Annotated in this window: 19 protein-coding genes; 11 read left to right on the top strand and 8 right to left on the bottom strand. The window is 63.5% G+C overall.

Translation table 11 applies throughout. The features are described 5' to 3' along the window. Positions 1 to 401 precede the first annotated feature (401 nt). Positions 402 to 1,823 carry a NorM family multidrug efflux MATE transporter gene (locus NGM28_RS22980; RefSeq protein WP_252091637.1) on the bottom strand — a complete coding sequence of 474 codons (1,422 nt, stop codon included), beginning with the start codon at positions 1,821 to 1,823 and terminating at the stop codon, positions 402 to 404. Positions 1,824 to 2,369: 546 nt separating this feature from the next. Between NGM28_RS22980 and NGM28_RS22975 the strand changes: the two genes are divergently transcribed. From NGM28_RS22975 to NGM28_RS22945, 7 genes are read left to right on the top strand one after another with little or no spacing between them, the layout of a single operon-like run. Next, positions 2,370 to 3,059, top strand: coding sequence for a 7-carboxy-7-deazaguanine synthase QueE (locus NGM28_RS22975; protein WP_252091635.1), 690 nt, complete (start codon positions 2,370 to 2,372; stop codon positions 3,057 to 3,059). A 10-nt stretch (positions 3,060 to 3,069) separates the two neighbouring features. Then, complete coding sequence (gene folE, locus NGM28_RS22970) at positions 3,070 to 3,678, top strand: GTP cyclohydrolase I FolE (protein WP_240066202.1); 609 nt, start codon at positions 3,070 to 3,072, stop codon at positions 3,676 to 3,678. 12 nt (positions 3,679 to 3,690) lie between these two features. Then, on the top strand, positions 3,691 to 4,218 hold the full coding sequence (locus tag NGM28_RS22965) for a 6-pyruvoyl trahydropterin synthase family protein (RefSeq protein ID WP_240066201.1): 528 nt from the start codon (positions 3,691 to 3,693) through the stop codon (positions 4,216 to 4,218). After that, a complete protein-coding gene (gene guaB, locus NGM28_RS22960) occupies positions 4,211 to 5,356 on the top strand; it encodes an IMP dehydrogenase (RefSeq protein ID WP_252091633.1) in 1,146 nt (381 codons plus the stop codon). Before NGM28_RS22965 ends, guaB begins: the two co-directional genes overlap by 8 nt. Further along, positions 5,349 to 5,822 (top strand): phosphoribosyltransferase, encoded by a 474-nt coding sequence (locus NGM28_RS22955; protein ID WP_240066199.1) that lies wholly within the window; start codon positions 5,349 to 5,351, stop codon positions 5,820 to 5,822. Before guaB ends, NGM28_RS22955 begins: the two co-directional genes overlap by 8 nt. Next, a complete protein-coding gene (locus NGM28_RS22950) occupies positions 5,822 to 7,021 on the top strand; it encodes a UbiD family decarboxylase (protein WP_252091631.1) in 1,200 nt (399 codons plus the stop codon). The genes NGM28_RS22955 and NGM28_RS22950 overlap by 1 nt, the downstream gene beginning before the upstream one ends. An 11-nt stretch (positions 7,022 to 7,032) precedes the next feature. Beyond that, complete coding sequence (locus NGM28_RS22945) at positions 7,033 to 7,530, top strand: NUDIX domain-containing protein (protein ID WP_252091628.1); 498 nt, start codon at positions 7,033 to 7,035, stop codon at positions 7,528 to 7,530. 99 nt (positions 7,531 to 7,629) lie between these two features. Here NGM28_RS22945 and NGM28_RS22940 read toward each other — a convergent pair whose 3' ends face one another. The 4 genes from NGM28_RS22940 to NGM28_RS22925 form a co-directional block, all read right to left on the bottom strand. Next, positions 7,630 to 8,304 carry a hypothetical protein gene (locus NGM28_RS22940; protein WP_252091627.1) on the bottom strand — a complete coding sequence of 225 codons (675 nt, stop codon included), beginning with the start codon at positions 8,302 to 8,304 and terminating at the stop codon, positions 7,630 to 7,632. A 119-nt stretch (positions 8,305 to 8,423) separates the two neighbouring features. Continuing rightward, positions 8,424 to 10,835, bottom strand: a complete 2,412-nt coding sequence (locus NGM28_RS22935) for a TonB-dependent siderophore receptor (RefSeq protein ID WP_252091626.1) — start codon at positions 10,833 to 10,835, stop codon at positions 8,424 to 8,426. Positions 10,836 to 10,973: 138 nt separating this feature from the next. After that, positions 10,974 to 11,894, bottom strand: a complete 921-nt coding sequence (locus NGM28_RS22930; protein WP_252091624.1) for a FecR domain-containing protein — start codon at positions 11,892 to 11,894, stop codon at positions 10,974 to 10,976. After that, entirely contained in the window at positions 11,891 to 12,406 is a 516-nt protein-coding gene (locus NGM28_RS22925) for a sigma-70 family RNA polymerase sigma factor (RefSeq protein WP_252091623.1), read from the bottom strand. Before NGM28_RS22925 ends, NGM28_RS22930 begins: the two co-directional genes overlap by 4 nt. A gap of 433 nt (positions 12,407 to 12,839) precedes the next feature. Between NGM28_RS22925 and NGM28_RS22920 the strand changes: the two genes are divergently transcribed. The 3 genes from NGM28_RS22920 (at position 12,840) to NGM28_RS22910 (ending at position 14,688) form a co-directional block, all read left to right on the top strand. Continuing rightward, on the top strand, positions 12,840 to 13,097 hold the full coding sequence (locus NGM28_RS22920; RefSeq protein WP_252091622.1) for a hypothetical protein: 258 nt from the start codon (positions 12,840 to 12,842) through the stop codon (positions 13,095 to 13,097). Between the two features lie 145 nt (positions 13,098 to 13,242). Next, positions 13,243 to 13,530 (top strand): DUF3077 domain-containing protein, encoded by a 288-nt coding sequence (locus NGM28_RS22915; RefSeq protein WP_240066184.1) that lies wholly within the window; start codon positions 13,243 to 13,245, stop codon positions 13,528 to 13,530. Positions 13,531 to 13,791: 261 nt separating this feature from the next. After that, positions 13,792 to 14,688 carry a serine hydrolase domain-containing protein gene (locus tag NGM28_RS22910; protein ID WP_252091621.1) on the top strand — a complete coding sequence of 299 codons (897 nt, stop codon included), beginning with the start codon at positions 13,792 to 13,794 and terminating at the stop codon, positions 14,686 to 14,688. Between the two features lie 48 nt (positions 14,689 to 14,736). On the opposite strand, the gene NGM28_RS22905 is transcribed toward NGM28_RS22910, so the two are convergent. From NGM28_RS22905 to NGM28_RS22895, 3 genes are all read right to left on the bottom strand, one after another. Further along, complete coding sequence (locus NGM28_RS22905) at positions 14,737 to 17,217, bottom strand: TonB-dependent siderophore receptor (RefSeq protein WP_252091620.1); 2,481 nt, start codon at positions 17,215 to 17,217, stop codon at positions 14,737 to 14,739. Between the two features lie 91 nt (positions 17,218 to 17,308). Then, positions 17,309 to 18,271 carry a FecR domain-containing protein gene (locus NGM28_RS22900; protein ID WP_252091618.1) on the bottom strand — a complete coding sequence of 321 codons (963 nt, stop codon included), beginning with the start codon at positions 18,269 to 18,271 and terminating at the stop codon, positions 17,309 to 17,311. Further along, the gene (locus NGM28_RS22895) at positions 18,268 to 18,789 is read right to left on the bottom strand and encodes a sigma-70 family RNA polymerase sigma factor (protein WP_252091616.1); all 522 of its coding nucleotides are present in this window, start codon (positions 18,787 to 18,789) and stop codon (positions 18,268 to 18,270) included. The genes NGM28_RS22900 and NGM28_RS22895 overlap by 4 nt, the downstream gene beginning before the upstream one ends. A 109-nt stretch (positions 18,790 to 18,898) precedes the next feature. Between NGM28_RS22895 and NGM28_RS22890 the strand changes: the two genes are divergently transcribed. Beyond that, entirely contained in the window at positions 18,899 to 19,450 is a 552-nt protein-coding gene (locus NGM28_RS22890) for a hypothetical protein (protein ID WP_252091614.1), read from the top strand. Positions 19,451 to 19,753: the final 303 nt, after the last annotated feature.

Below are 19,753 nucleotides of genomic sequence, written 5' to 3'. Positions count from 1 at the left end.
GCCGAGGTCTTCGCTGAGGAGGGTGTCGAGGGGGGCAATGGCGATCTGGATGTCGCGCGTGGTGAGCGCGGCATCGGCGGGTGCGGCAGACATCGTGAAAGGGCCTTCCTAGGCGGGGGACGCTGGGGTCCCGGGTGCTCCGTGAGGGCGAAATGATACTAAGGCGGGGGTGTTCGGCCATGGGGGAAACCCTGAGGCCTCTGTAGGAGCGGCTTCAGCCGCGATGCAGGCGACGCGGTGCCTGGCACCCGCTTCGCGGGTGATCGCGGCTGAAGCCGCTCCTACAGGGGGACGCGTGTAGGAGCCGGCTTGCCGGCGAACGAGGTCCGACGCGGGACTGCGGTGTGGCCTTCGCCAGCAAGGCTGGCTCCTACCGGTGAGTGGGCGAATCCTCAATGCCCTTAACTGCCTTTCATCTCCGACGTCAGCACCACCGCCCTCGGCACCTGCGCCTCACGCGTCTGCCGGTTGACGATCAGCTCCAGCCCCAGGTACATCGCGAAGGTTGCCGCCGCCAGGCCGATGGCCAGGCCGGCCCAGATGTAGCGGGGCCCCAGCTCCAGGTGGATGCCGAGCCCATAGGCGGTCGGCAGGGCGATGGCCCAGTAGAAGATCGCCACCAGCGCCAGTGAGGTCTTCAGCGCCTTCAGCCCCCGCAGCGCGCCCAGCAGGATGTTCTGCGCGCCGTCGAACAACAGGAACCACACCGCCACGGCCAGCAGGCTGGCCACGGTGCTCTTGAGCAACAGGCTGTCGGCGGTGCCGGCGTGCACGAACAGGCTGGCGATCTCGGTGGGGAACACCAGGAACAGCGGGGCGAAGATCAACGAGGCGACCGCGCCGCAGGCCAGGCCGATGCGCGCCACGCGCTTGGTCTCGGCCACGCGGCCGGCGCCCACCAGCTGGCCGACCCGGTAGGAGGTGGCGCTGGACAGGCTGATGGGCACTACGAAGGCGATCAGCACCGCCTGCATCGCCACATGGTGGGCGGCCTGCACCACCACGCCGAAGTGCCCCATCATCAGTGCCGCGCAGGTGAACAGGCTCAGCTCGATGGCAAACGACAGGCCCACTGGAATGCCGAAGCGCAAGGCCTGGCGCAGGATGCCCCAGTCGATGTCGAAGATGCCCTCGAAGATCCGGTACGGCTGATAGCGGGGCGTCATGGCGATGTAGCCGGCCAGCGAGATCGCCATCAGCAGCGACACGCTGGCAGTGACCGCGCCGATGCCGCGCAGGCCCAGGAAGGGGATGCCGAACCACTGGTTGATGATCACCAGGTTGAGCACCAGGTTCAGCAGCGCGCCGGCCATGCTGATGACCATCACCGGCTTGGTGTCGCCCAGGGCGCTGACGAAGTTGCGCAGGGCCATGAACACCAGGTAGCCCGGCAGCGCGAAGGCCACCGCGTGGGTGAAGGCGATGAACGCGTCGATGCTTTGCGGTGGTTGGCCGAGGCTGCGCAGCAGCGGCGCGGCCAGCCACAGCACCAGCATGCCCAGGGCCGCCAGCAGCAGGGCGATGAGCAGGCCGCTCTGGCAGGAGCGTCGCACGCTGGTGATGTCCCGCGAGCCGTGGGCGATGGCGATCAGTGTGCCGATGCCGGAGATGACCCCGGAAAACGAGAAGGTCAGGAACGAATAGATCGACGCGCCGACACCGCCGCCGGCCAGGGCCTCGGCGCCCAGCCGGCCCATCATGTAGGTGTCGGTGAAGACCATGACCACCTTGGACAGCTGGGCGGCCATCAAGGGCCCGGCCATGGCCAGCAGGATCATCAGCTCGCCCGTGGGGCGGCGGGTCGGGGATTTGTGTTCAAGCATGCAACGGCCTCCGATGCCGGGTGAAGCAGTCCATTTGATGACTCAAGCGAAGCTCGGGTTCAGATTCAAGTCCCTTTTTCCTGTACGGGAATTCAGGGTCACGACCTCATGAAGAATCATGATATCACGCGATGTTTTTATTCCTTATGGGTATATGACAAGGTCGTGAATAAACGAAATCGATATTTTGCACGGTTCGGTTATCTGGTCTAGTTTGTTTTACCGCACGTATATATCGATCTCGCCAAGCATAACATCCTGTGCGTGGCGAGATGATACAAGTCAATTAAACAGGCGCTGTCACTCAGGATCGGGTGATGGCCAATTGATCGCAACTACTGCGTTCATCTTTATATAGTCGCTGCAGGGAAGCGAACTGGCCAGGGATCAGGCTGTCGAGGAAATACATATTGAGCGTGGATAGTACCGCTCACGTTTTCTATCCGCTTGCATCTGTTTGTCTGGAAACTTCCCTGCCTGCAGACGTTTTATCAGCGTGCGCCTCTTCAATGTCAGAAGGCGTAGTGCAGTCAACAGGGAGTGGGTATGTTTGGCGAGAACCCCATAAGAAAGAAAGCGCCTGACAGCGAGACCCTTTGGGTGGAGGAGGTGTTCAGGACCTTGCAAGGCGAGGGCCCTTATTCGGGGGTGCCGTCGACCTTCGTCCGGCTGTCGGGATGCAACCTGCAATGCTACTGGTGCGACACCCAGTTCGAGGCGTTTCGCTGGTCGATGACCCCGCAGGCCATTGTCGAGATGATCCGCGGCCTCGAAGCTCCAGTGCCCGAGCTGGTGGTGCTGACGGGCGGCGAACCCTTTCGCCAGAGCATCGCGCCACTGATCCAGGTGTTCCTCGACGAGGGCTTCAAGGTTCAGATCGAAACCAACGGCACGATCTACCAGGCCATCCCCACGGGGCAGGATGTCACCGTGGTGTGCAGCCCGAAGACGCCGGTGCTGGACCTGCGCATGATCGAGATCATCACCCACTACAAATATGTACTGGCCCATGGCGAAGTCGACGAAGTCGATGGCTTGCCGGGCACTTCCACGCAACGGGCCGGTAAAAAAGCCCGGCTGTTCCGCCCGCCCGAGGGCAAGCCGGTTTATGTCATGCCGCGCGATGACTACGACGAGCAACGCAACAAGGACAACCTCAAGGCTTGTATCGATGTGGCCACCCGCCAGGGTTACACATTGAATATGCAATTGCACAAGCTGCTGAATCTTCCATAAGGATATGACCATGCAAAACGATAAAGAACGTTCCCACGCCAAAGCCCGTCAAGGCGTTATCGATATTCTCGATTACCTGGGTGAAGACACCACTCGCCAGGGCCTGCATGAAACCCCGGAGCGCTTCTTGAAATCGATGGTCGCGCAGACCGTGGGTTATTCCCAGGATCCGTATCGGGTACTGGAGAAGTTCTTCGAAGAAGTGGCCGGCTACAAGAACCTGATCATGTTGCAGAACATCCACTTCGAGTCGATGTGCGAGCACCACCTGGCGCCGATCGTGGGTAACGCCACCGTCGGCTACATCCCCAATGGCCGGGTGGTGGGCCTGTCCAAGCTGGCCCGGGTGGTGGACATCTTCGCCAAGCGCCTGCAGATCCAGGAGCGGCTGACCTCGGAGATCGGCCTGGCCCTGGACGAAGTGCTGCGCCCCAAAGGCGTGGGGGTGATCATCCGCGCCAAGCACAACTGCCTGTGCACCCGCGGCGCCTACAAACCCAACGCGAACATGACCACCACCTACTTCTCGGGCGTGCTGGACAGCGACTCGATCAAGCGCGGCGAGTTCTACACCGCCGCCGCGTTGCCATGGGGCAATGGCGTTCACCACTCTCAGTAAGGGAAGACTGACATGTTCAAGATCGACCGCAAGATCGAAATCGACGCCGGCCACCGGATCCGCTCCCATGGCTCCAAGTGCCGCAACCTGCACGGCCACCGTTACTCGGTGCACATGACCTGCAGTGCCGACGAGCTCGCCACCCATGGCTCGGAGACCGGCATGGTGCTGGACTTCAGCTTTGCCAAGGACGCCATGGTGCAGTGCATCGACGAACTGTGCGACCACGCACTGATCGTCGACGCCGAGGACGAATACCTGCTGCAGGTGCTGGATATCCACGGCCCGGCCCGCGATGTGCGCACCTCCGGCGTGGCGCTGCCGTTGACCAACAGTGAAGGGATGAAGATCTACCTGGTGCCGTTCTCGCCCACCGCCGAGGCGCTGGCCAAGCACTGGTACGAGTTGCTCAGCGACAAGGTCGCCACCCTCGGCCACGGCGCCGCGCAGGTGCGCGTGGACACCATCCGCGTGTACGAAACCCCCAACTGCTGGGCCGAGTACCCGGCCGGTAATGTGGGAGGCGCGCAGCATGTTTAGAAAGGGCTATGTGTTCGACGACGTGCTGCTGGTGCCCAAGAAAACCCACCTGGCCAGCCGCAAGGAGGCCGATATCGGTGTCGAGCTCAAGGGCCTCGGCCGCCTGAGCGTGCCGATCATTTCGGCCAACACCCAGTGGTGCACCGAGGACCGCATGGCCATGGAAATGGCGCGGATGGGCGGCCTGGGCATCGTCCACCGCATGTGCAGCATCGAAGACCAGGTGGCCTTCGTGCATGCAGTGAAGAGCGCGCCGGTGACCCAGCGCGAGCCCGACTTCGCGCCGACCCTGGACAGCCAGGGCCGGCTCAAGGTCGGCGGCTCGATCGGCATCGTCGACGATTACCTGCAGCGCGCCGCCGGCCTTGCCGCGTGCGATGTGGACTTCCTGACCCTGGACATCGCCCACGGCCACTCCACCCATGCCATCGCCGCGATCGCCAACGTCAAGGAACGCCTGGGCGATATCCCGATCGTTGCCGGCAACGTCGCCACGCCCGAAGGCGTGCTCGACCTGGCGAAGGCCGGGGCCAGCGTGATCAAGGTCGGCATCGGCCCGGGCAGCGTCTGCACCACGCGTTCGGTCACCGGCGCCGGGGTGCCGCAGCTCACCGCCATCCTCGAATGCGCCGCGGCGGCGAAGGAGGCGGGCGTCAGCATCATCGCCGACGGCGGTATCCGCAGCTCCGGGGATATCGTCAAGGCCCTGGCCGCCGGCGCCCACGCGGTGATGCTCGGGCGCATGCTCGCCGGCACCGACGAAAGCGCCGCGCAGCTGCTGGAGGTGTCCGGCAAGCGCTTCAAGCTGACCCGCGGCTTCGTCACCTTCGGCACCAACCTCGAGCTCAAGCGCCTGCAAGGCCAGAAGATCACCGAAGAACAACTGCTGCGCTACGTGCCTGAGGGCATCGAGGCCTGTTTCGAGTACGCCGGCCCGTTGCGCGCCTACCTGTACCAGCTGATCGGCGGCGTGCAGTCGGGCTTCAGCTACTGCGGCGCCAGCGACTACCCGCAGTTGCTGGAGCGCCACGAGTTCATCGAGGTGTCGGTGCAGACCAGCCAGGAAAGCCGCCCCCATGCCCTGGACGCGGCCAAGCACCCCATCGACTACAAGGCCGAGGTGCTCAGCCATGATTAACCTGACCTGGAACGATGTGGAGCAACTGTCACTGGCCATCGCCGAGGCGGTGCGCGAGTCGGGCTACAGCTTCGACACCATCGTCGGCGTGGCCCGCTCCGGCTGGGTGCCGGCGGTGATCGTCGCCCACGAACTGGGCGTGCGCGAAGTGGCCACGTTGTCGATCCGGCGCAACCTGTCCGATGGCGTCGACTCACGCAAGGCCGCCCCGCAGCTGGTGGACATCAGCCCCCTGGCGCAGGCCGGCAAGAAATGGCTGGTGATCGAGGACATCGTCGGCAGCGGCGAGACCGTGCGCTTCATCCGCGAGCAGTACGGCGTGGACGGGCGCGACATCTATGTCGCCAGCCTGGTGTTCAACGCCGCCAACGGCGACCGCGCCCAGGTCAACGAGATGGTCGAGTTCCATGCCCGGGAAGTCACCGAGTGGGTGCGCTTCCCCTGGGAAAGAAGGATCGACGCCTGATGAGAAGCCTACTCAGCGAGGCCCGCGTCGACGAAGTCGCGGGCCTGTTCGAGACCGACCTCGAGATCTCGCGCTACCTGCACCAGCACTACGACCTCAAGGCCTACCCGGTGGTGAAGTTCAGCAACGTCGCCTGCGCTTCCGGGGTGCCCTATGTGGACAACGCCTTCAAGCGTGAGCTGATGTTGCGCGGGCTGGGCTTGAACGAAGAGAACGTGCAGCCGGAATTCGCCCGGCGCGCGCGCGGGGTGCACGCCGACCAGCGTGCCCCCGTGCGGGCGCCTTGGGCGTTCCTGCGAATGGATTGGTCGCTGCTCGACCTGCCGTTTCTCAAGTACCAGCCGGGTGACGGCGGCCGCTACCTGACCTCGTTCGTGTTCTGCGTGCAGGACAAGGCCGGGCGCTACAACCTGGGCTTCTACCGCGGCGAGATCAAGGACGGGCGCACCATCGCGGTGTTCATCGACCCGCGTACCGACGCCCACGCGATCATCCACGAGCGGCTGCGCGAGGAGGGCGAGGTCAAGGTCAGCCTGTTCAACGGTGGGCCGATCGCGGCCTATATCGGCGGGGCCAGCAAGATCCCGGCGGACGTGGACAGCTACGTGTTCTCCTCGGCCATCGCCGACGCGCCCATCGACCTGTGCCGCCAGGGCGACTACCCGGCGGTGCCGGCCGAGAGCGAGCTGGTGCTGCACGCCAGCCTGAACGGCAAGATGATCGACGAAGGGCCGTTCTGCGAGTTCAAGGGCTACTACAGCGAGAAGACCGTGGGCTTCGAGCTGACCGTCGAGGCGATCCACGCGCGGGACAACCCGCTGTTCTTCGGGATCTTCTGCGGCAAGGAGTCAGGCCTGGACCTGATGCGCCTGCAGAACGAGACGTTCATGTACGGCTTCCTCGAAAGCAAGGGCATTCCTGTGCGACGCGTTGTGTACCCGACGTCGTACTTCGGCGAGTTCGGGGTGATCGTCGAGTGCGATACGGTGAACGAAGAAACCCTGCGGCTGGTCATGGAATATGACCTGCGCAGCAAGCTGTTCTTCCTGGTCAGGAATGCCGACACCCTGTTCGCCGACCTGTCGACCTTCGCCTTCGAGTCGGTGAGCGACGACTACCGCAAGCGCGGGGTGCGCATGGGCGGGCGCGTGGGGTTGCTGTGCGACAATGCCAACGACTTCAACTGGAAGACCTTCTGATGGAACGATCGATGAGCCCCAGGCTCAGCACCCTGGTGTATTGCACCTACGAGGGGCAGGTACTGCTGCTGGACCGGCAGACGGCGCCTTACCGCGGTTTCCTGCTGCCGCCGGGCGGCAAGTGCGAGTTCGGTGAAATCCCCATCGACTGCGCGCGCCGCGAATTCGCCGAGGAGACGGGCTACGCGATTACCGAGCCGCTGCGCCCGCGTGGGCTGGTGTACGACTACTCGCGGTCGCCGGACTGGAACTGGCTGATCTTCGTCTACAGCTTCGAGGCCAAGGCCCGGCCCACGCTGGTCGAGGAAAAGCACCCGCTGGTGTGGGCGGACGTGGACAACCTCGATGCCTACCGGATCCCGGAATCGGACCGGTTCCTGATGGGGCGGCTGTTCGACGAGGGCTGCAGCTACCTCGAACTGGCCATGGAGTATCGCCAGGCCGAGGCGTTCGTGCGCTGCAGCGCGCATTTCGAAGGGCAGGGCGAGCTGTTCAAGCAAGGGACGTGAGAGCGGCCTTGCCACGGCCCCTGTAGGAGCGGCTTCAGCCGCGATCACCCGCAAAGCGGGTGCCAAACCGCGTTGTCTGCATCGCGGCTAAAGCCGCTCCTACAGTAGCTCCGGCATCACCGCATTCAACAGCAGCGCATTGACCTGACGCTTGAGCGTGTCGTACTCGGCCTTTTCCTCCGTATCACCCAGCCGCACCAGGTTGACGAGGCCCACCCGCTGGTCAATCGCATCGCTGTTGGCAGCCCAGGCCAGAGGCTGCCTGTCTGGGCCATGCAAGCTCAGTATCAACTTGAATTCCTGTGGCCGGCTGCTGGGGACAAGCCCCAGGGTGACCAGTGTGGCCATGCTTGCCAGTGCCTCACCGGCACTGAACGGCCAGTAGGTGTAGACACTCAGGTCCAGCTGGTAATCACCAGGGCGCGCCGCTTCGTCATTCATGCTGACATGCGCGAACAACCCGGTTTCGTCGAGTATCTGGCGCACCTGTTGCGTGGTGTTCTGCTGCACGCCGGCGGGGGCGAGCGGGGAAAGGGCGGCCAGCCTTTGCAAGCGTTGCGTGTCCATCTCCAAGGCAGCGTTCTTGAGCGAACCCGCCAACTGGTGGGGTAACGGGGTGCCGAAGTAGTGGCTGACCGAAACATGGACACTCGGCTTTTGCGCCTCGTTCACCGGTGACGGCAGGGTGACGGGTGCCACCTGATTCTGGGGGACGGCAGCGCAACCGCCGAGGGCGAGGCCAATGCACAGGCACAGGCGTGTGAAGACAGTCATGCAGAGCTTCCTGGGAAATCGGGGCATGATTGTAGAGACTGCGCGGTGATTCTAAAAGGCTATCATTCGCCGTGTGGTGGCCCCTCGCACGAGAGGCCACCAGGTTTCACACCCTTGGGTCAGAACGCATAGACCAACGTGGCCGTGGCACTGCGCGGGGTGCCATACCAACCCCGCGAGCCGATCGCGGTGTAGTACTTCTCATCGAACACGTTGTTGAGGTTCAGGGCGACACTGGTTTGCGGCGTGAACGTGTATTGCGCCATCAGGTCGACCACACTGTAGGCGCCCTGGTTGAACGTCTCGCCATCGGGCCCTGCGTTCTTGGAGTACTCGGCACCTTGCCAGCGTACACCACCGCCCACTTTCAACTGCGGCAGGGATTGCAGGCGATAACTCGTGAACAGTTTGAGGGTGTCACGTGGCACGTCCGTCAGCAGGCGCTTGCCATCGGCGTCCTTGGCCACGGCATAGGTGTAGCCGGCGGAGACTTGCCAGCCGGGCAGGACCTCGCCCGCCATTTCCATCTCGAAGCCACGGGTCTTGGTACCCGACTCGGCGCGGTAGGCCTGGTTGCCATCGGGGGCGAGGTTGCTGCCGTCCGCCACGGCCAGGTTGTCCTGGTGCACCTCGAAGACACTGAACGCGGTGGTCAGGCGCTTGTCCCAGAACTCGCTCTTGAGCCCCAGTTCGTAGTTCACGCCCTCTTCCGGCTCGATGTAGCCGCCACTGACATCCTGCTTGCTCTGCGGCTTGAAGATGGTGGTGTAGCTGGCATACGCCGACCAGTTCTCGTTGAGGTCGTAGACCAGCCCCATGTAAGGCGTGACGACCCCGGTCTCGCTGCGCGAGGTGCGGCTGGTGTCGCCGGTGGCCAGGGTAGTGTTGGCTTCGTCGCGTTTCCAGTCGATCACCCGCGCCCCGGTAATCAGCGACAGGTCGTCGGCCAGGCTCCAGCGCACCGACGCCACCAGGCCGTCCTGGGTTTCGTCCAGCGCGTCTTTGGTGGACTTGGCGTGGATGGCGTCCGGAATCGGCAGCGAACCGTCCCAGGTGTGGATGTTGTCGATGCTCTGCAGCGACCAGAGCGGGTAGCCGTTGTTGCGGTAGTAGGCCCGGTAGTGGCTGGCACCGAGGTACGCTTGGTGTTCACGGGTGAACAGTTCGAACGGGCCGTTGGCCGAGAGATCGAACGACGTCTGCCGGGGCTCGCCCGCCCAGCGCCCGGTCCAGGTGCTGATGCCACTGCCATCGGGGTTGACGGTGCCGCTGGCGGCGGTGGCGAAGGCGTCGTCGTAGCTGCGGCGGCTGTGCTCGGCGTTGAGCTTCAGTTGCCAGCCGTTGTCCAGCTGGTGCTCCAGGGTGGTGAACAGCGTCTTCGCGCGGCGCTTGTGGTAGCTCCAGTCCGAGGCGGAGTTGAACGAGCGCGAAGGGTTGAAGTGGCTGCCATCGGTGTTGTACATCGGGAAGCCATGGTTGCCAGCGCCGTCGCTGTCCATCTTCTGGTATTCCGCCCCCACGGTCAGCATCGTGCTGTCGGTGACGTCCCATTCCACCACCCCGTAGGCCACTTCCTTTTTCAGCGACTGGCGGTCGATATGGCTCTGGCTGTCGGTGGTCGACGCCACGAAGCGCCCGCGCACATGGCCGCTCTCCGACAACTTGCCGGACACGTCCAGCTCGGTGCGGTAGTTGTCCCACGAGCCGGCCTTGAGGGTCAGCTTGCGTTGGGTCTCGGCGGTCGGCTTCTTGCGGATCAGGTTGATGGTGGCGCCGGGGTCGCCAGTCCCCGACATCAGGCCCGTGGCCCCGCGCACCACCTCCACCCGGTCGTAAGAGACCATGTCGGCGAGGTCGTCGCGAAAGCCATAGGTGTCGGGGCGGTTGACGCCGTCGACCTGGATGCTGCCGACTTCGAAACCACGCACATAGATATGGTTACCGTCGCTTCCGGCCGGCCCCATGCTGCTGACCACCACGCCCGGGGTTTGCTCGAGCACCTGGGCAACGTCCGTCAGGTTCTGGTCTTCGATCTGCTGGCGGGTGACCACGCTGACCGACTGCGGCGTCTCGCGGGCGGAGAGGCGCAGCCCGGTCGCGGTGTTGGCCGAGCCCGTGGTGTAGCTGCCCGTGCCTTCGGTGGTGCTGCCCAGGCCCATGGCGTCGATGCTGGTCGCGCCCAGCTCGACGGCACCGTCAGTGGGCGCCTTGCTCAGCACATAGCGCTTTTCGCCCATCGGCTGCACCCGCAACCCGGAGCCCTGCAGCAACGTGGCGAAGCCTTGCTCCAGCTCGAAGCTGCCGCGCAGCCCGGAAGACTGCAGCCCGGTGGTTTCGTCATGGCTGAAGCTGATGGTCACACCGCTGGCGGCGGCGAACTGGCTGATCGCCGAAGCCAGGCTGCCGGCCGGAATGTCGTAGCGCTGCGGGGCGGCCCAGGCGGTCGAGGTCGCCAGCGCGGCACCGCAAAGGCTCAGCGCGAGGGTCGCCTGGCGAATGCTGCAGGCTAGCGAGGTACGGCGTGCGGACATGAAAGGGGGTTCCTGTTCTGGTTGGCTTGGGCGCGGCTGATGCGCGCGTCCTCTAGAGCCGAAGCAGTGAAAGAAATCTGTCACCCCTAAATGCGAAAAATTCTCAGGGATGTGAGGGGAAGGTGGTGGGCAGTTGCTTTAACCGATGCCGAGTGGCTCAAGGCGCACCCAGTAGCGGGTCATGCGCCGGGCGCGGACGGGCAGGGCGTCTTCCAGGCTGGCCAGGGCGAGGTCGGTGTCGTCGAGGTTGAAGGCACCGGACAGGCGCAGCCCGGCGACTTCGGCGGCGCAACCGAGATAACCGGGGCGGTAGCGCGACAGCTCATGGGCCACATCGCCCAGGCGCCAATCGACAGTGACCAGCATGCCCTGGGCCCAGGCCTGGGCGCCGAGGGGCAGGGGAGTTAGCGGCCCGACGGTGTCGGCGCTGAAGCTCAAGCTGTAACCGGAATCGATGCGCACCACCTGGGCTGTTCGGTCGGGGCGCACTTCCACGGCATGGGCGGTCACTGTTACATGACACAGGCCATTGTCCTGGCGCACGCTGAACCGGGTGCCGAGGGCCAGGACCTCGCCTTCGGCGGTACGCACGCTGAGTGGGCGCGGGTCCTTGGCGGTTTCCACCAGGATCTCGCCCTGGTGCAGATGGATCAGGCGCCGACCGGCATCGAAGCGAACATCCACACGACTGTCGGTATTGAGGTCCAGGCGCGTGCCATCGGCCAGGGTCAGCTGGCGCCGCTCGCCGACCCGCGTCGAATAATCGGCATGCCACGGCGAGGCCCGATAGCCTTGCCAACCGACCACCCCGACCCCGAGCAACAAGCCCAAAGCCTTCACGGCATGGCGTCGATCTCGCCGGGCGACTTCCAGCGTTTGCGCGGCGCCGCTGGGGGCGTTGCCCAGGCGGCATTGCAGCTGTTCCAGCCGCGCCCAGGCAGCGGCGTGGCGAAGGTCGGCGGCGTGCCAGGCTTGCCATGCGGCGCGGGTGGCGTCATCGACATGGCTGTCATGCAAGCGCACATACCAGTCCACGGCGTCGGCGAGAATGGCCTTCATGCACCCTCGATCAGCAGGCAATGCATCAGTGCGCGGGCCAGGTGCTTGCGCACGGTGGTCACCGAAACGCCGAGCCGCTCAGCGGCTTTTTCGTAGCTCAGGCCGTCGAGCTGCACGGCGAGAAAGATTGCCCGCGTGCGTGGGCCGAGGCCATCGAGCATGCGGTCGATTACCATCAGGGTATCGAGGATGGCGGCCCGGGTTTCGGCGGAGGGCGCGTAGTGTTCCGGTTGCTGTGCCAGGGCTTCGAGGTAGGCGTTTTCCAGGCTGCGGCGGCGGTACAGGTCGATGACCAGGCCACGGGCGATGGTTGCCAGGTAGTGGCGCGGTTGATTGAGCGTGCCCGCGGTGCGGGCCAGCAGCACCCGGATGAAGGTGTCCTGGGCCAGGTCGGCGGCATCGGCGGTGTTGTTCAGCCGCTGGCGCAACCAGCCGTGCAGCCAGCCGCTGTGCTCGCGGTAGAGCGTTTCCAAGCCAAAGTGTGCAGCTCCGTCGGACACAACGGTGGACATCGAGGCTCCCCTGACGACATATCTGGATGCAAATAAGAATTTGTCGCAAGTGTACTGGGTGAGGACGGGAATGGCCAGAAGGGGGTATGGGGCTGGCGTCCTACATGGACGGATCAGATTTTCCCTATTTCGAGTAGGGCGTTTCCGAAGCATGCTTTGGCCGCTTTTGCGTCATCCATCAGAGGTCTAGTCTCGCCGGGTCGTTGCCAAATCAACGACCGGGCCTGCAAGCCCGCCGCAAAAGATTCACTGCCAAGGCATCAACAACATGTCCCCCGTGTTGCTTGATGTGTCATGGCGGCTGCGTACGGGAGGCTCTCGGGCCTGCCGGTTTTCTCTTTTGCGCCGGTCTTGCAGACCTGTACGTAGCTGCCACCCTATCCACTGCAAGGGTGGCGTGGTGGCTGAAATCCAATGCAAAAGAGGATTTACCATGCTCAAGATCGTTCCCGATCCACCCCATTCCACCGAGTCTCCTCACTTCCTCGAAGACACCCTGGTCCACGCCACTGAGTACGTCATGTGTGCGTTGGCGGTGTCCCACCATTCCTTGACCCACCTGCCCAAGTCACCCGCCACGCTGGTGATGCTGACGGTGATGCATGAGCTCGATGCCACCCGCTCGTTGTTGGAGTCGGCACTAGCTCAGCTGCAGATGAGCGCCCGGCCGCCGTCCTACACGCTGCACTGACAGCCTTGCGCAGCCCCCCTGTAGGAGCGGCTTCAGCCGCGATGCAGACGCCGCGATACCTGGCACCAGCGTTGCTGGTGATCGCGGCTGAAGCCGCTCCTACAGGTAGCTCGGTCACTCCTTCAAAGCTTCAGAGGAACCTCGAATGGACAACGATATCCCCGCAGACCACGGCCAACTCGGCTGGACCGTCGGCACCTGCACGTTCATGGAAGGCGCCACCAAAGGCACGCGCCTGTTCCGCGTGGAACCCGGCAACTGCGCCAACCACGCTATGGAACAAGCCTCCGTGCTACTCGACAGCGCCCGCCGCGCCTCATTCATCGGTGTGATGGACAACGAACCGGTGTTGGTCTGGGCGTCGCACTATCTCAGTGATATGGCCAAGGCACTAATGGACGATGCGCATATGGGCATTTTGAAGAAGGTCTGAAATGACAATCGAGGGGGAGGGCAGCTTTGCTTCATGATTCGATGCAGAGCAACCTCCTCTGGTTCACGGGGGCCCCTTCGAGCAAGCGCTTTCGCGCCAGCTACGCCCGTCGTGACTGGTAGCGAGCGACCAGAAAGCGACATTCGTGAGCCCGTACCTCTAGTTAGTAGAAGAACGCTAATTTGAAGCCTGATCGCGGGAATGGGGTATGTTGCGTCTCTACACTTGCACACCAGCCCGTCATGACTGCTTGAGTATTCGATGCTGATCTCCACGCTTTTCAATGGCCGATCAATAACGCCATCCCTCCATCCCGAGCCCAGTGTGCCGTGGTGGAGTTTCACCAAAACGGTGTTGGCCGCAACGGCACTGACGTTGGTACGCGACGGTCGACTCGTGCTGGATGCGCCGCTGCCTGAAACGCCTTACACCTTGCGCCAGCTTCTGCGTCACGAAGCGGGCCTCGCCGATTATGCAGAGCTTGCCGAGTACCACGCGGCCGTTGCCAATCATGAGCCCGCGTGGCCCGTGGACGAGATGATGCAGCGCCTGGATGGTGCGCGGCTTCGCTACGACCCTGGCGAGGGTTGGCGCTATTCGAATGTGGGTTTCATGCTGGTCGCCAGGCTTATCGAGCGTGCCGCAGATCTGCCGCTTGAAGAAGCGCTCAGGCAGCAAGTTCTGAAACCACTCGATATCTCGACGGTGCGCTTGGCAACGCAACGCGCAGACCTGAACGGGGACTACCTCGGCAATTCGTTGAGCTACGACCCAGGCTGGGTCTATCACGGATTGCTGACAGGCCCTGTTTCGCAGGCTGCGCTGTTCCTGGATCGGCTGTTCGCCTGGGAATACCTTCCGGACAACCTGCTCCAGGAAATGCAGGCGACAAAGGTATTGGGTGGCCCGATAGCTGGCCGGCCGTGGGTCGAGCCAGGCTATGCCCTGGGGTTGATGCGAGGGACGATCGAGGGCGGCTTGACGCTGGCCGGGCATACCGGGTGTGGGCCTGGAAGTGTGTTGGCGGTCTATCGTTGCGCCGTTGAAGAGGCAGCCGCGTGTTGCGCAGTATTCTCGACGGCCTCAGATGAGGGACGTCTCGAAGCGCGGGTCGTTCAGGAAATATGCAAGGCGTTTGGGGCGATGCGCAGCCACTGACCTTGAACAGCAATGCCCGTATCTCGCGAAACGGGCATTGCCCTCAGGTCAGAAACTCGCTTTGACCGACACCATGAAGTTGCGTGGGTCACCGTAGTAGTTGCCGAAGCTCTCGGTACCGATCGTGGTGTAGTAGCGCTTGTCGAACAGGTTGTTGCCGTTGAGCGCAACCGACCAGGTGTCGTCGATGCGATAACCGATGCGACCATTCCACACCGCATAACCCGACTGGCTGATCTTCTCGCCACTGGCCGGCGATACCCGGAAGTTGTCGCTTTGCGCGTTTACGCCGGCACCGACGGTGAACCGCTCGAACGCCCCGCCCAGGGCATATTCACCCCACAGGCGCAACACATGCCGCGGCACATAGCTGTTGAAGGCCGCGCCATTCAGGCTGCTGTCCAGGTCGTCGAGGGTCTTGGTCTGGGTATAGGTGTAACCCGCCAGCAGTTGCAGCCGCTCGATCACCTCGCCGCTGATCTCGGCCTCGAAGCCCTGGGCGCGCACCTTGCCCGAATTGACGTAGCAGTAACCGTCGGAGGAAGGGCAGGATGAATTGAAGTCGGTCTGGGCCTGGTCCTTCTGGATGGTGCGGAACAGGTTGAACGAGCTGTTCAGCCGCCCGTCGAACCAGGCCCCCTTTATCCCCAGCTCATAACTCTCGCCAACGAGTGGCTTGAGCGCCGAGCCGTCTTCGGAGCGGTAGTTGCCTTGCGGGGTGAAGATGTCCGAATAGCTGGCGTAGGCCGTCAGGTTTTCGTTCAGGTCCAGCAACACACCGGCAAACGGCGTGACTTGCCCGCTCTCGGTGGTGCTGGAATGTTCCGAGGTGCCCGAGTTGATGAACACCGAATCGGTGTCGGCGTTGTACCAGCTCACCCGACCCCCGACGACAACGGTCAACGGGTCCGCCAGTTTCAAACGCAGGGTCGAGTACACCCCCTTCTGCTTGATCGACGTATTGACCGGCCCGCCGCGCGATGCATTGTCGATGAAGTAGCTGTCGGCGGGTTCGGGAATATGTTTGTCGGGATTGAACACGTTCTGCCGCTGGGGCAGGAACGCCACCGAGTAGAAATCATCCTTCTTCGACCGGCTGGCGTTGGCGCCCACCACCAGCTCGTGTTGCCGGCCAAACGCGTCGAACTTGCCGTCCACATAGGCATCCAGGCCATAGTCGACCTGGTCGTAGTCGTACATGCTGCCCAGCATGCCGGTGGTATTGACGCCCGGCGTCACGGCGCCGGAGGCGAAGGCGTACTTGATGTCCTGGGTGTTCTTCGTATAGACACCGGCGACCTTCAACGCCCAGTCCTCGCTGATTCGGTGGTTCACATCACCGAAGACCGTGGTGCGCTGGCTGCGCCAGGTGTTCCACGACGGGTCGAGGCAGGTCGAACGGCTGAGCTTCAGGTCGCTGCGGTCGCGGTAACGCGGCAGGCCGCCCCAGCAAGGGTTGGCATCCACGTCTTCATAGGCAACGCCCATGCCGACGGTGGTGTCGGGGCTCAGGTCGGCGTCGAGGGCGCCGTAGTACACTTGGTCTTTGCGGCTGGCGTTGTCGATGAAGTAATGCCGGCTCTGCTCGGCCACCACCGCGCGCCCGCGCAAGGTGCCCGCCGCGTTCAGCGGGCCGCCAGTGTCGACCTGGCCGCGGTAGTTGTCCCAGCTGCCACCCGACAAGGTGATATCGGTATGCGCGGTCGCCTGGCCGCGCTTGCGCACGAAGTTCACGCCACCTGCGGTACCGCCCGAGCCCTTCATCATGCCGGCGGCGCCACGCAGGACTTCCACACGGTCGTAATAGGCCATGTCACCGCTGAAGCTGTCGGCCTGGACGTAGAGGTTGCCCATGTCCTGCGGCACGCCGTCGTACTGGTACTGGCCCGACATGCGGAAGCCGCGCGAGTAGAAGTACTTGCCGCCCATGGTCGAGTCGTAGACGGTGATGCCCGGGGTCTTTTCCATGACCTGGTCGATGGTGTTCAGGTTCTGGTCGTCGAGCATCTTGCGCGTCATCACGGTGACCGACTGGGGTGTTTCCTTGAGCGAGTGCTCGCCCTTGCCAATGGTGACCGCCCCGGTGGTGTATGAGCCGCTGTACTCGGTAGTTGCACCCAGCAGTTGCCCGTCGATGTTGGTAGCGCCCAGCTCCAGCGCCGAGCCGCTGGCCGGAGCTGGCCGCAGCACATAGGTGCCATTGGCCTGGGGTTCGGCTTGCAGCCCGCTGCCCAGCAGAATCCGCGCAAACCCTTCGTTGATGCCGAACTGGCCGTGCAGGCCCGGGGACTTCAAGCCTGCGACCTGCTGTGCATCAAAGGAGATGGCGGCGCCCGCCGCGCTGGCGAAACGGCTGAGCACTTCGGCCAGGCTGCCTGGGGGAATGTCGAAGGCCTTCGCGGCCTGTTGCTGTTGTGCGGGCGAATGCGCCGCCAACACCGCCGTGGACCAGCTCCCGACCGTCGACGCCGCCAGCAACCCGACCTGCACCGCCGTAGCCAGGCGGCCCATTTTGTAACCTCGAAACATGCTTACGCTCCCCCAACAACTATCAATGAAAACTCACTGGGGGATGAGCCGGATGACGTGTCTGAAAAGTGCAACGGAATGAAAATTATTTTCAGCTCGGCGTGGGTGTGCCGCCCGAGACGTTGACCCAATAACGGCTGTAGTGCGTGACACGCAGCGAAAACCCGCTTTCCAGCGCCGCCAATGCGCGGTCAGTGTCATCGATGGGGAAGGCGCCGGAGACCTTCAGCCGGGCGATGCGCGGGTCACAGCGCAGCACACCGATGCGATAGCGCGAAAGCTCTGCCAGCAAGTCAACCAGGGCGCGGTCGATGGCGATGATGCTGCCATTCTCCCAGGCCCCCACCGAGGCATCGCTGCGCTGTACCGCGCCAACTGAGTGGCGGTCGAACGCCACGGACTGGCCTGCTTCCAGGCGCAGCGCCGGGCCACCCCCTGGCGCACGGACCTCCACGGCTTTGTCGAGTACCGCCACGCCACCCCCTTGCTCCAGGGCGCGAACAATGAAGCGCGTGCCGAGGGCCAGTACCTCGGCCTGCGCAGTGAATACCTTGAACGGCCGCCGCAAGGGATCGACCGCGGTGATCACCCGGATCTCGCCGCGTAGCAGTTCGAGAGTACGTTGACGGCCGTCGAAACGAAGGTTTGCCGAGGTGTCGGTGTTGAGCAGCAACGAACTGCCATCGGCCAGGCGAAACGCCCGGCGCTCGCCCACGGCGGTGCGAAAATCGGCGAACAGGTCCTGGGACGTTTCGCTGCGCCAGCCCAGCCAGCCGAGCGAGCCCGCCGAGGCCAGCACCATCACGCTGCGCAATACCTGGCGGCGGGAACGGTCGGCGGCGCGCAATGCCGGTGAAGCGAGAGTGCCTGGCACACTCGCCATCTGCTGACCGACCTCGGCCATGCGCTGCCAGGCCTGGCGATGGTCAGGGTCGGCAGCCAGCCAGTCGCTCCAGGCCGCCCGATCCGCATCGCTGGCGATACCCGAGCGAAGCCGCGCGTACCACTGGGCCGCGGTGCGGATTGCTTGCAACTCTGCGGGCGAAAGGCTCATGCCTGCTGCAACTGGAACTGCATGAGGCAGCAATGCTCCATGGCCTTGGCCATGTGGTTGTTGACCGTACGCACGCTGATGTTCAGGCGCTCGGCAATTTGCGGATAGGTCAGGCCATCGAATTGGGAAAGGAGGAAGGTCTGCTTGACCTTCGCCCCCAGCCCTTGCAGCAAACGATCGATTTCCACCAGGGCTTGCAGGAAGATCGCCTGTTCCTCCAGCGAAGGCTGTACCGCTTCGGGCATGCCCGCCAGCGCTTCCAGGTAGGCCTGTTCCAGTGAGCGTCGGCGGAACAGGTCGATCAGCAAGCCCTTGGCGATTCTCGACAGATAGGGGCGCGGCTCGCGAATGTCCATCGCGCTGCGTGCTTTCAGCACCCGCACGAAGGTGTCCTGCGTCAGGTCCGCCGCATCGAACGTGTTGCCCAGGCGCTTGCGCAGCCAGCCGTTGAGCCAACCGTGATGGTCGCAGTACAGGGCATTGACGGCGCTGCGCAGGGATAGATCGTTGGAGGACATGAACGGGGAAATTCGCGAGTGATAATGACTCGCATTGTCGTGCGGGTGCGGGGCGGTTTGCAATAGCAAGCCCAGTTTCAACAAAGTCGTGTCAGACTCGCGACGCGGCATGGGTGATGCGGTCAGCCAGACTGACTGCTTGCGAGCAGAGGCAGATGCCAGAAATCAAGGCAATGCGATGAACAAAAAAGCAAGAAGAATGGCTGCACTGCTGGCCGTTACAGCTGCCTATCAGGCTGAGCCTGACTGGGTGTTCGATCCCAGCTGCATGACCCGAATACCCGATTGTCACAGCCTCATCGAAGTGCTTCGCCACATCAAGCACGGCGGGCCGGCGTGGAGGAATCGCACTGTCACCCTGGTGTTTTCCAGTCCGTTGAATGCCTGGGTTCGGCTGTATCCGATTCACGACACCGATACCCCGTACTTTGATTTCATGTACACCCGCGAAGAGCCGCCTCGGCAAGTCCTCTGCGACGTGCTACGGCAATATCCGCAGTGTGCGTTCCTTGATTGGTCGCCCAGGCGCCTGGCCTGCATCGAGGCGCAGGGGGCAGATGTTGAGTTGCTTGCGGACATCATCCGTTATGTCGCTGAAGTTGCCTGGGGGGAGTGCGGTACGGCTGTCGTTGCCTGGTACCAGGAAATGGGGAGAGCCTGAGGTAGGGGAGCGGGTCCTACACAGATGAATCAGATTTTCCCTATTTCGAGTAGGCCGTTTCCGAAGCATGCTTTTGCGGCTTTTGCGCCATCCACCAGAGGTCTAGTCTCGCCGGGCCGTTGTGAAAAACAGCGGCCGGGTCTGCAAGCCCGAGCGGGACAACTAGATCAGCACCACCTCCTGTCATTGGCTTCAGCCATTGACTGTGCGTTTTGGTGGCTGCGTACGGGTGGCCTTCGCGCCAGCCGGGCTTTCTCTAGTTGCCCCGGTCTTGCAGGCCCGTACGTAGCCGCCACCCAATCG

The organism is Pseudomonas sp. MWU13-3659, assembly GCF_023757525.1.
In the GTDB taxonomy this organism is placed as follows: Bacteria; Pseudomonadota; Gammaproteobacteria; order Pseudomonadales; family Pseudomonadaceae; genus Aquipseudomonas; species Aquipseudomonas entomophila_E.
The sequence above is the reverse complement of the archived record's forward strand: the minus strand, read 5'-3'. Positions and strand labels throughout refer to the sequence as shown.

Bases quoted from the DNA above. Each gene is read 5' to 3' on its own strand.
- NGM28_RS22905 (WP_252091620.1), bottom strand. From the start codon at position 17,217: ATGTTTCGAGGTTACAAAATGGGCCGCCTGGCTACGGCGGTGCAGGTC.
- NGM28_RS22945 (WP_252091628.1), top strand. From the start codon at position 7,033: ATGAGCCCCAGGCTCAGCACCCTGGTGTATTGCACCTACGAGGGGCAG.
- NGM28_RS22895 (WP_252091616.1), bottom strand. From the start codon at position 18,789: ATGTCCTCCAACGATCTATCCCTGCGCAGCGCCGTCAATGCCCTGTAC.
- NGM28_RS22900 (WP_252091618.1), bottom strand. From the start codon at position 18,271: ATGAGCCTTTCGCCCGCAGAGTTGCAAGCAATCCGCACCGCGGCCCAG.
- NGM28_RS22930 (WP_252091624.1), bottom strand. From the start codon at position 11,894: ATGAAGGCCATTCTCGCCGACGCCGTGGACTGGTATGTGCGCTTGCAT.
- NGM28_RS22925 (WP_252091623.1), bottom strand. From the start codon at position 12,406: ATGTCCACCGTTGTGTCCGACGGAGCTGCACACTTTGGCTTGGAAACG.
- NGM28_RS22940 (WP_252091627.1), bottom strand. From the start codon at position 8,304: ATGACTGTCTTCACACGCCTGTGCCTGTGCATTGGCCTCGCCCTCGGC.
- NGM28_RS22935 (WP_252091626.1), bottom strand. From the start codon at position 10,835: ATGTCCGCACGCCGTACCTCGCTAGCCTGCAGCATTCGCCAGGCGACC.
- NGM28_RS22965 (WP_240066201.1), top strand. From the start codon at position 3,691: ATGTTCAAGATCGACCGCAAGATCGAAATCGACGCCGGCCACCGGATC.
- NGM28_RS22890 (WP_252091614.1), top strand. From the start codon at position 18,899: ATGGGTGATGCGGTCAGCCAGACTGACTGCTTGCGAGCAGAGGCAGAT.
- NGM28_RS22920 (WP_252091622.1), top strand. From the start codon at position 12,840: ATGCTCAAGATCGTTCCCGATCCACCCCATTCCACCGAGTCTCCTCAC.
- NGM28_RS22910 (WP_252091621.1), top strand. From the start codon at position 13,792: ATGCTGATCTCCACGCTTTTCAATGGCCGATCAATAACGCCATCCCTC.
- NGM28_RS22975 (WP_252091635.1), top strand. From the start codon at position 2,370: ATGTTTGGCGAGAACCCCATAAGAAAGAAAGCGCCTGACAGCGAGACC.
- NGM28_RS22950 (WP_252091631.1), top strand. From the start codon at position 5,822: ATGAGAAGCCTACTCAGCGAGGCCCGCGTCGACGAAGTCGCGGGCCTG.
- guaB (WP_252091633.1), top strand. From the start codon at position 4,211: ATGTTTAGAAAGGGCTATGTGTTCGACGACGTGCTGCTGGTGCCCAAG.
- NGM28_RS22955 (WP_240066199.1), top strand. From the start codon at position 5,349: ATGATTAACCTGACCTGGAACGATGTGGAGCAACTGTCACTGGCCATC.
- NGM28_RS22980 (WP_252091637.1), bottom strand. From the start codon at position 1,823: ATGCTTGAACACAAATCCCCGACCCGCCGCCCCACGGGCGAGCTGATG.
- NGM28_RS22915 (WP_240066184.1), top strand. From the start codon at position 13,243: ATGGACAACGATATCCCCGCAGACCACGGCCAACTCGGCTGGACCGTC.
- folE (WP_240066202.1), top strand. From the start codon at position 3,070: ATGCAAAACGATAAAGAACGTTCCCACGCCAAAGCCCGTCAAGGCGTT.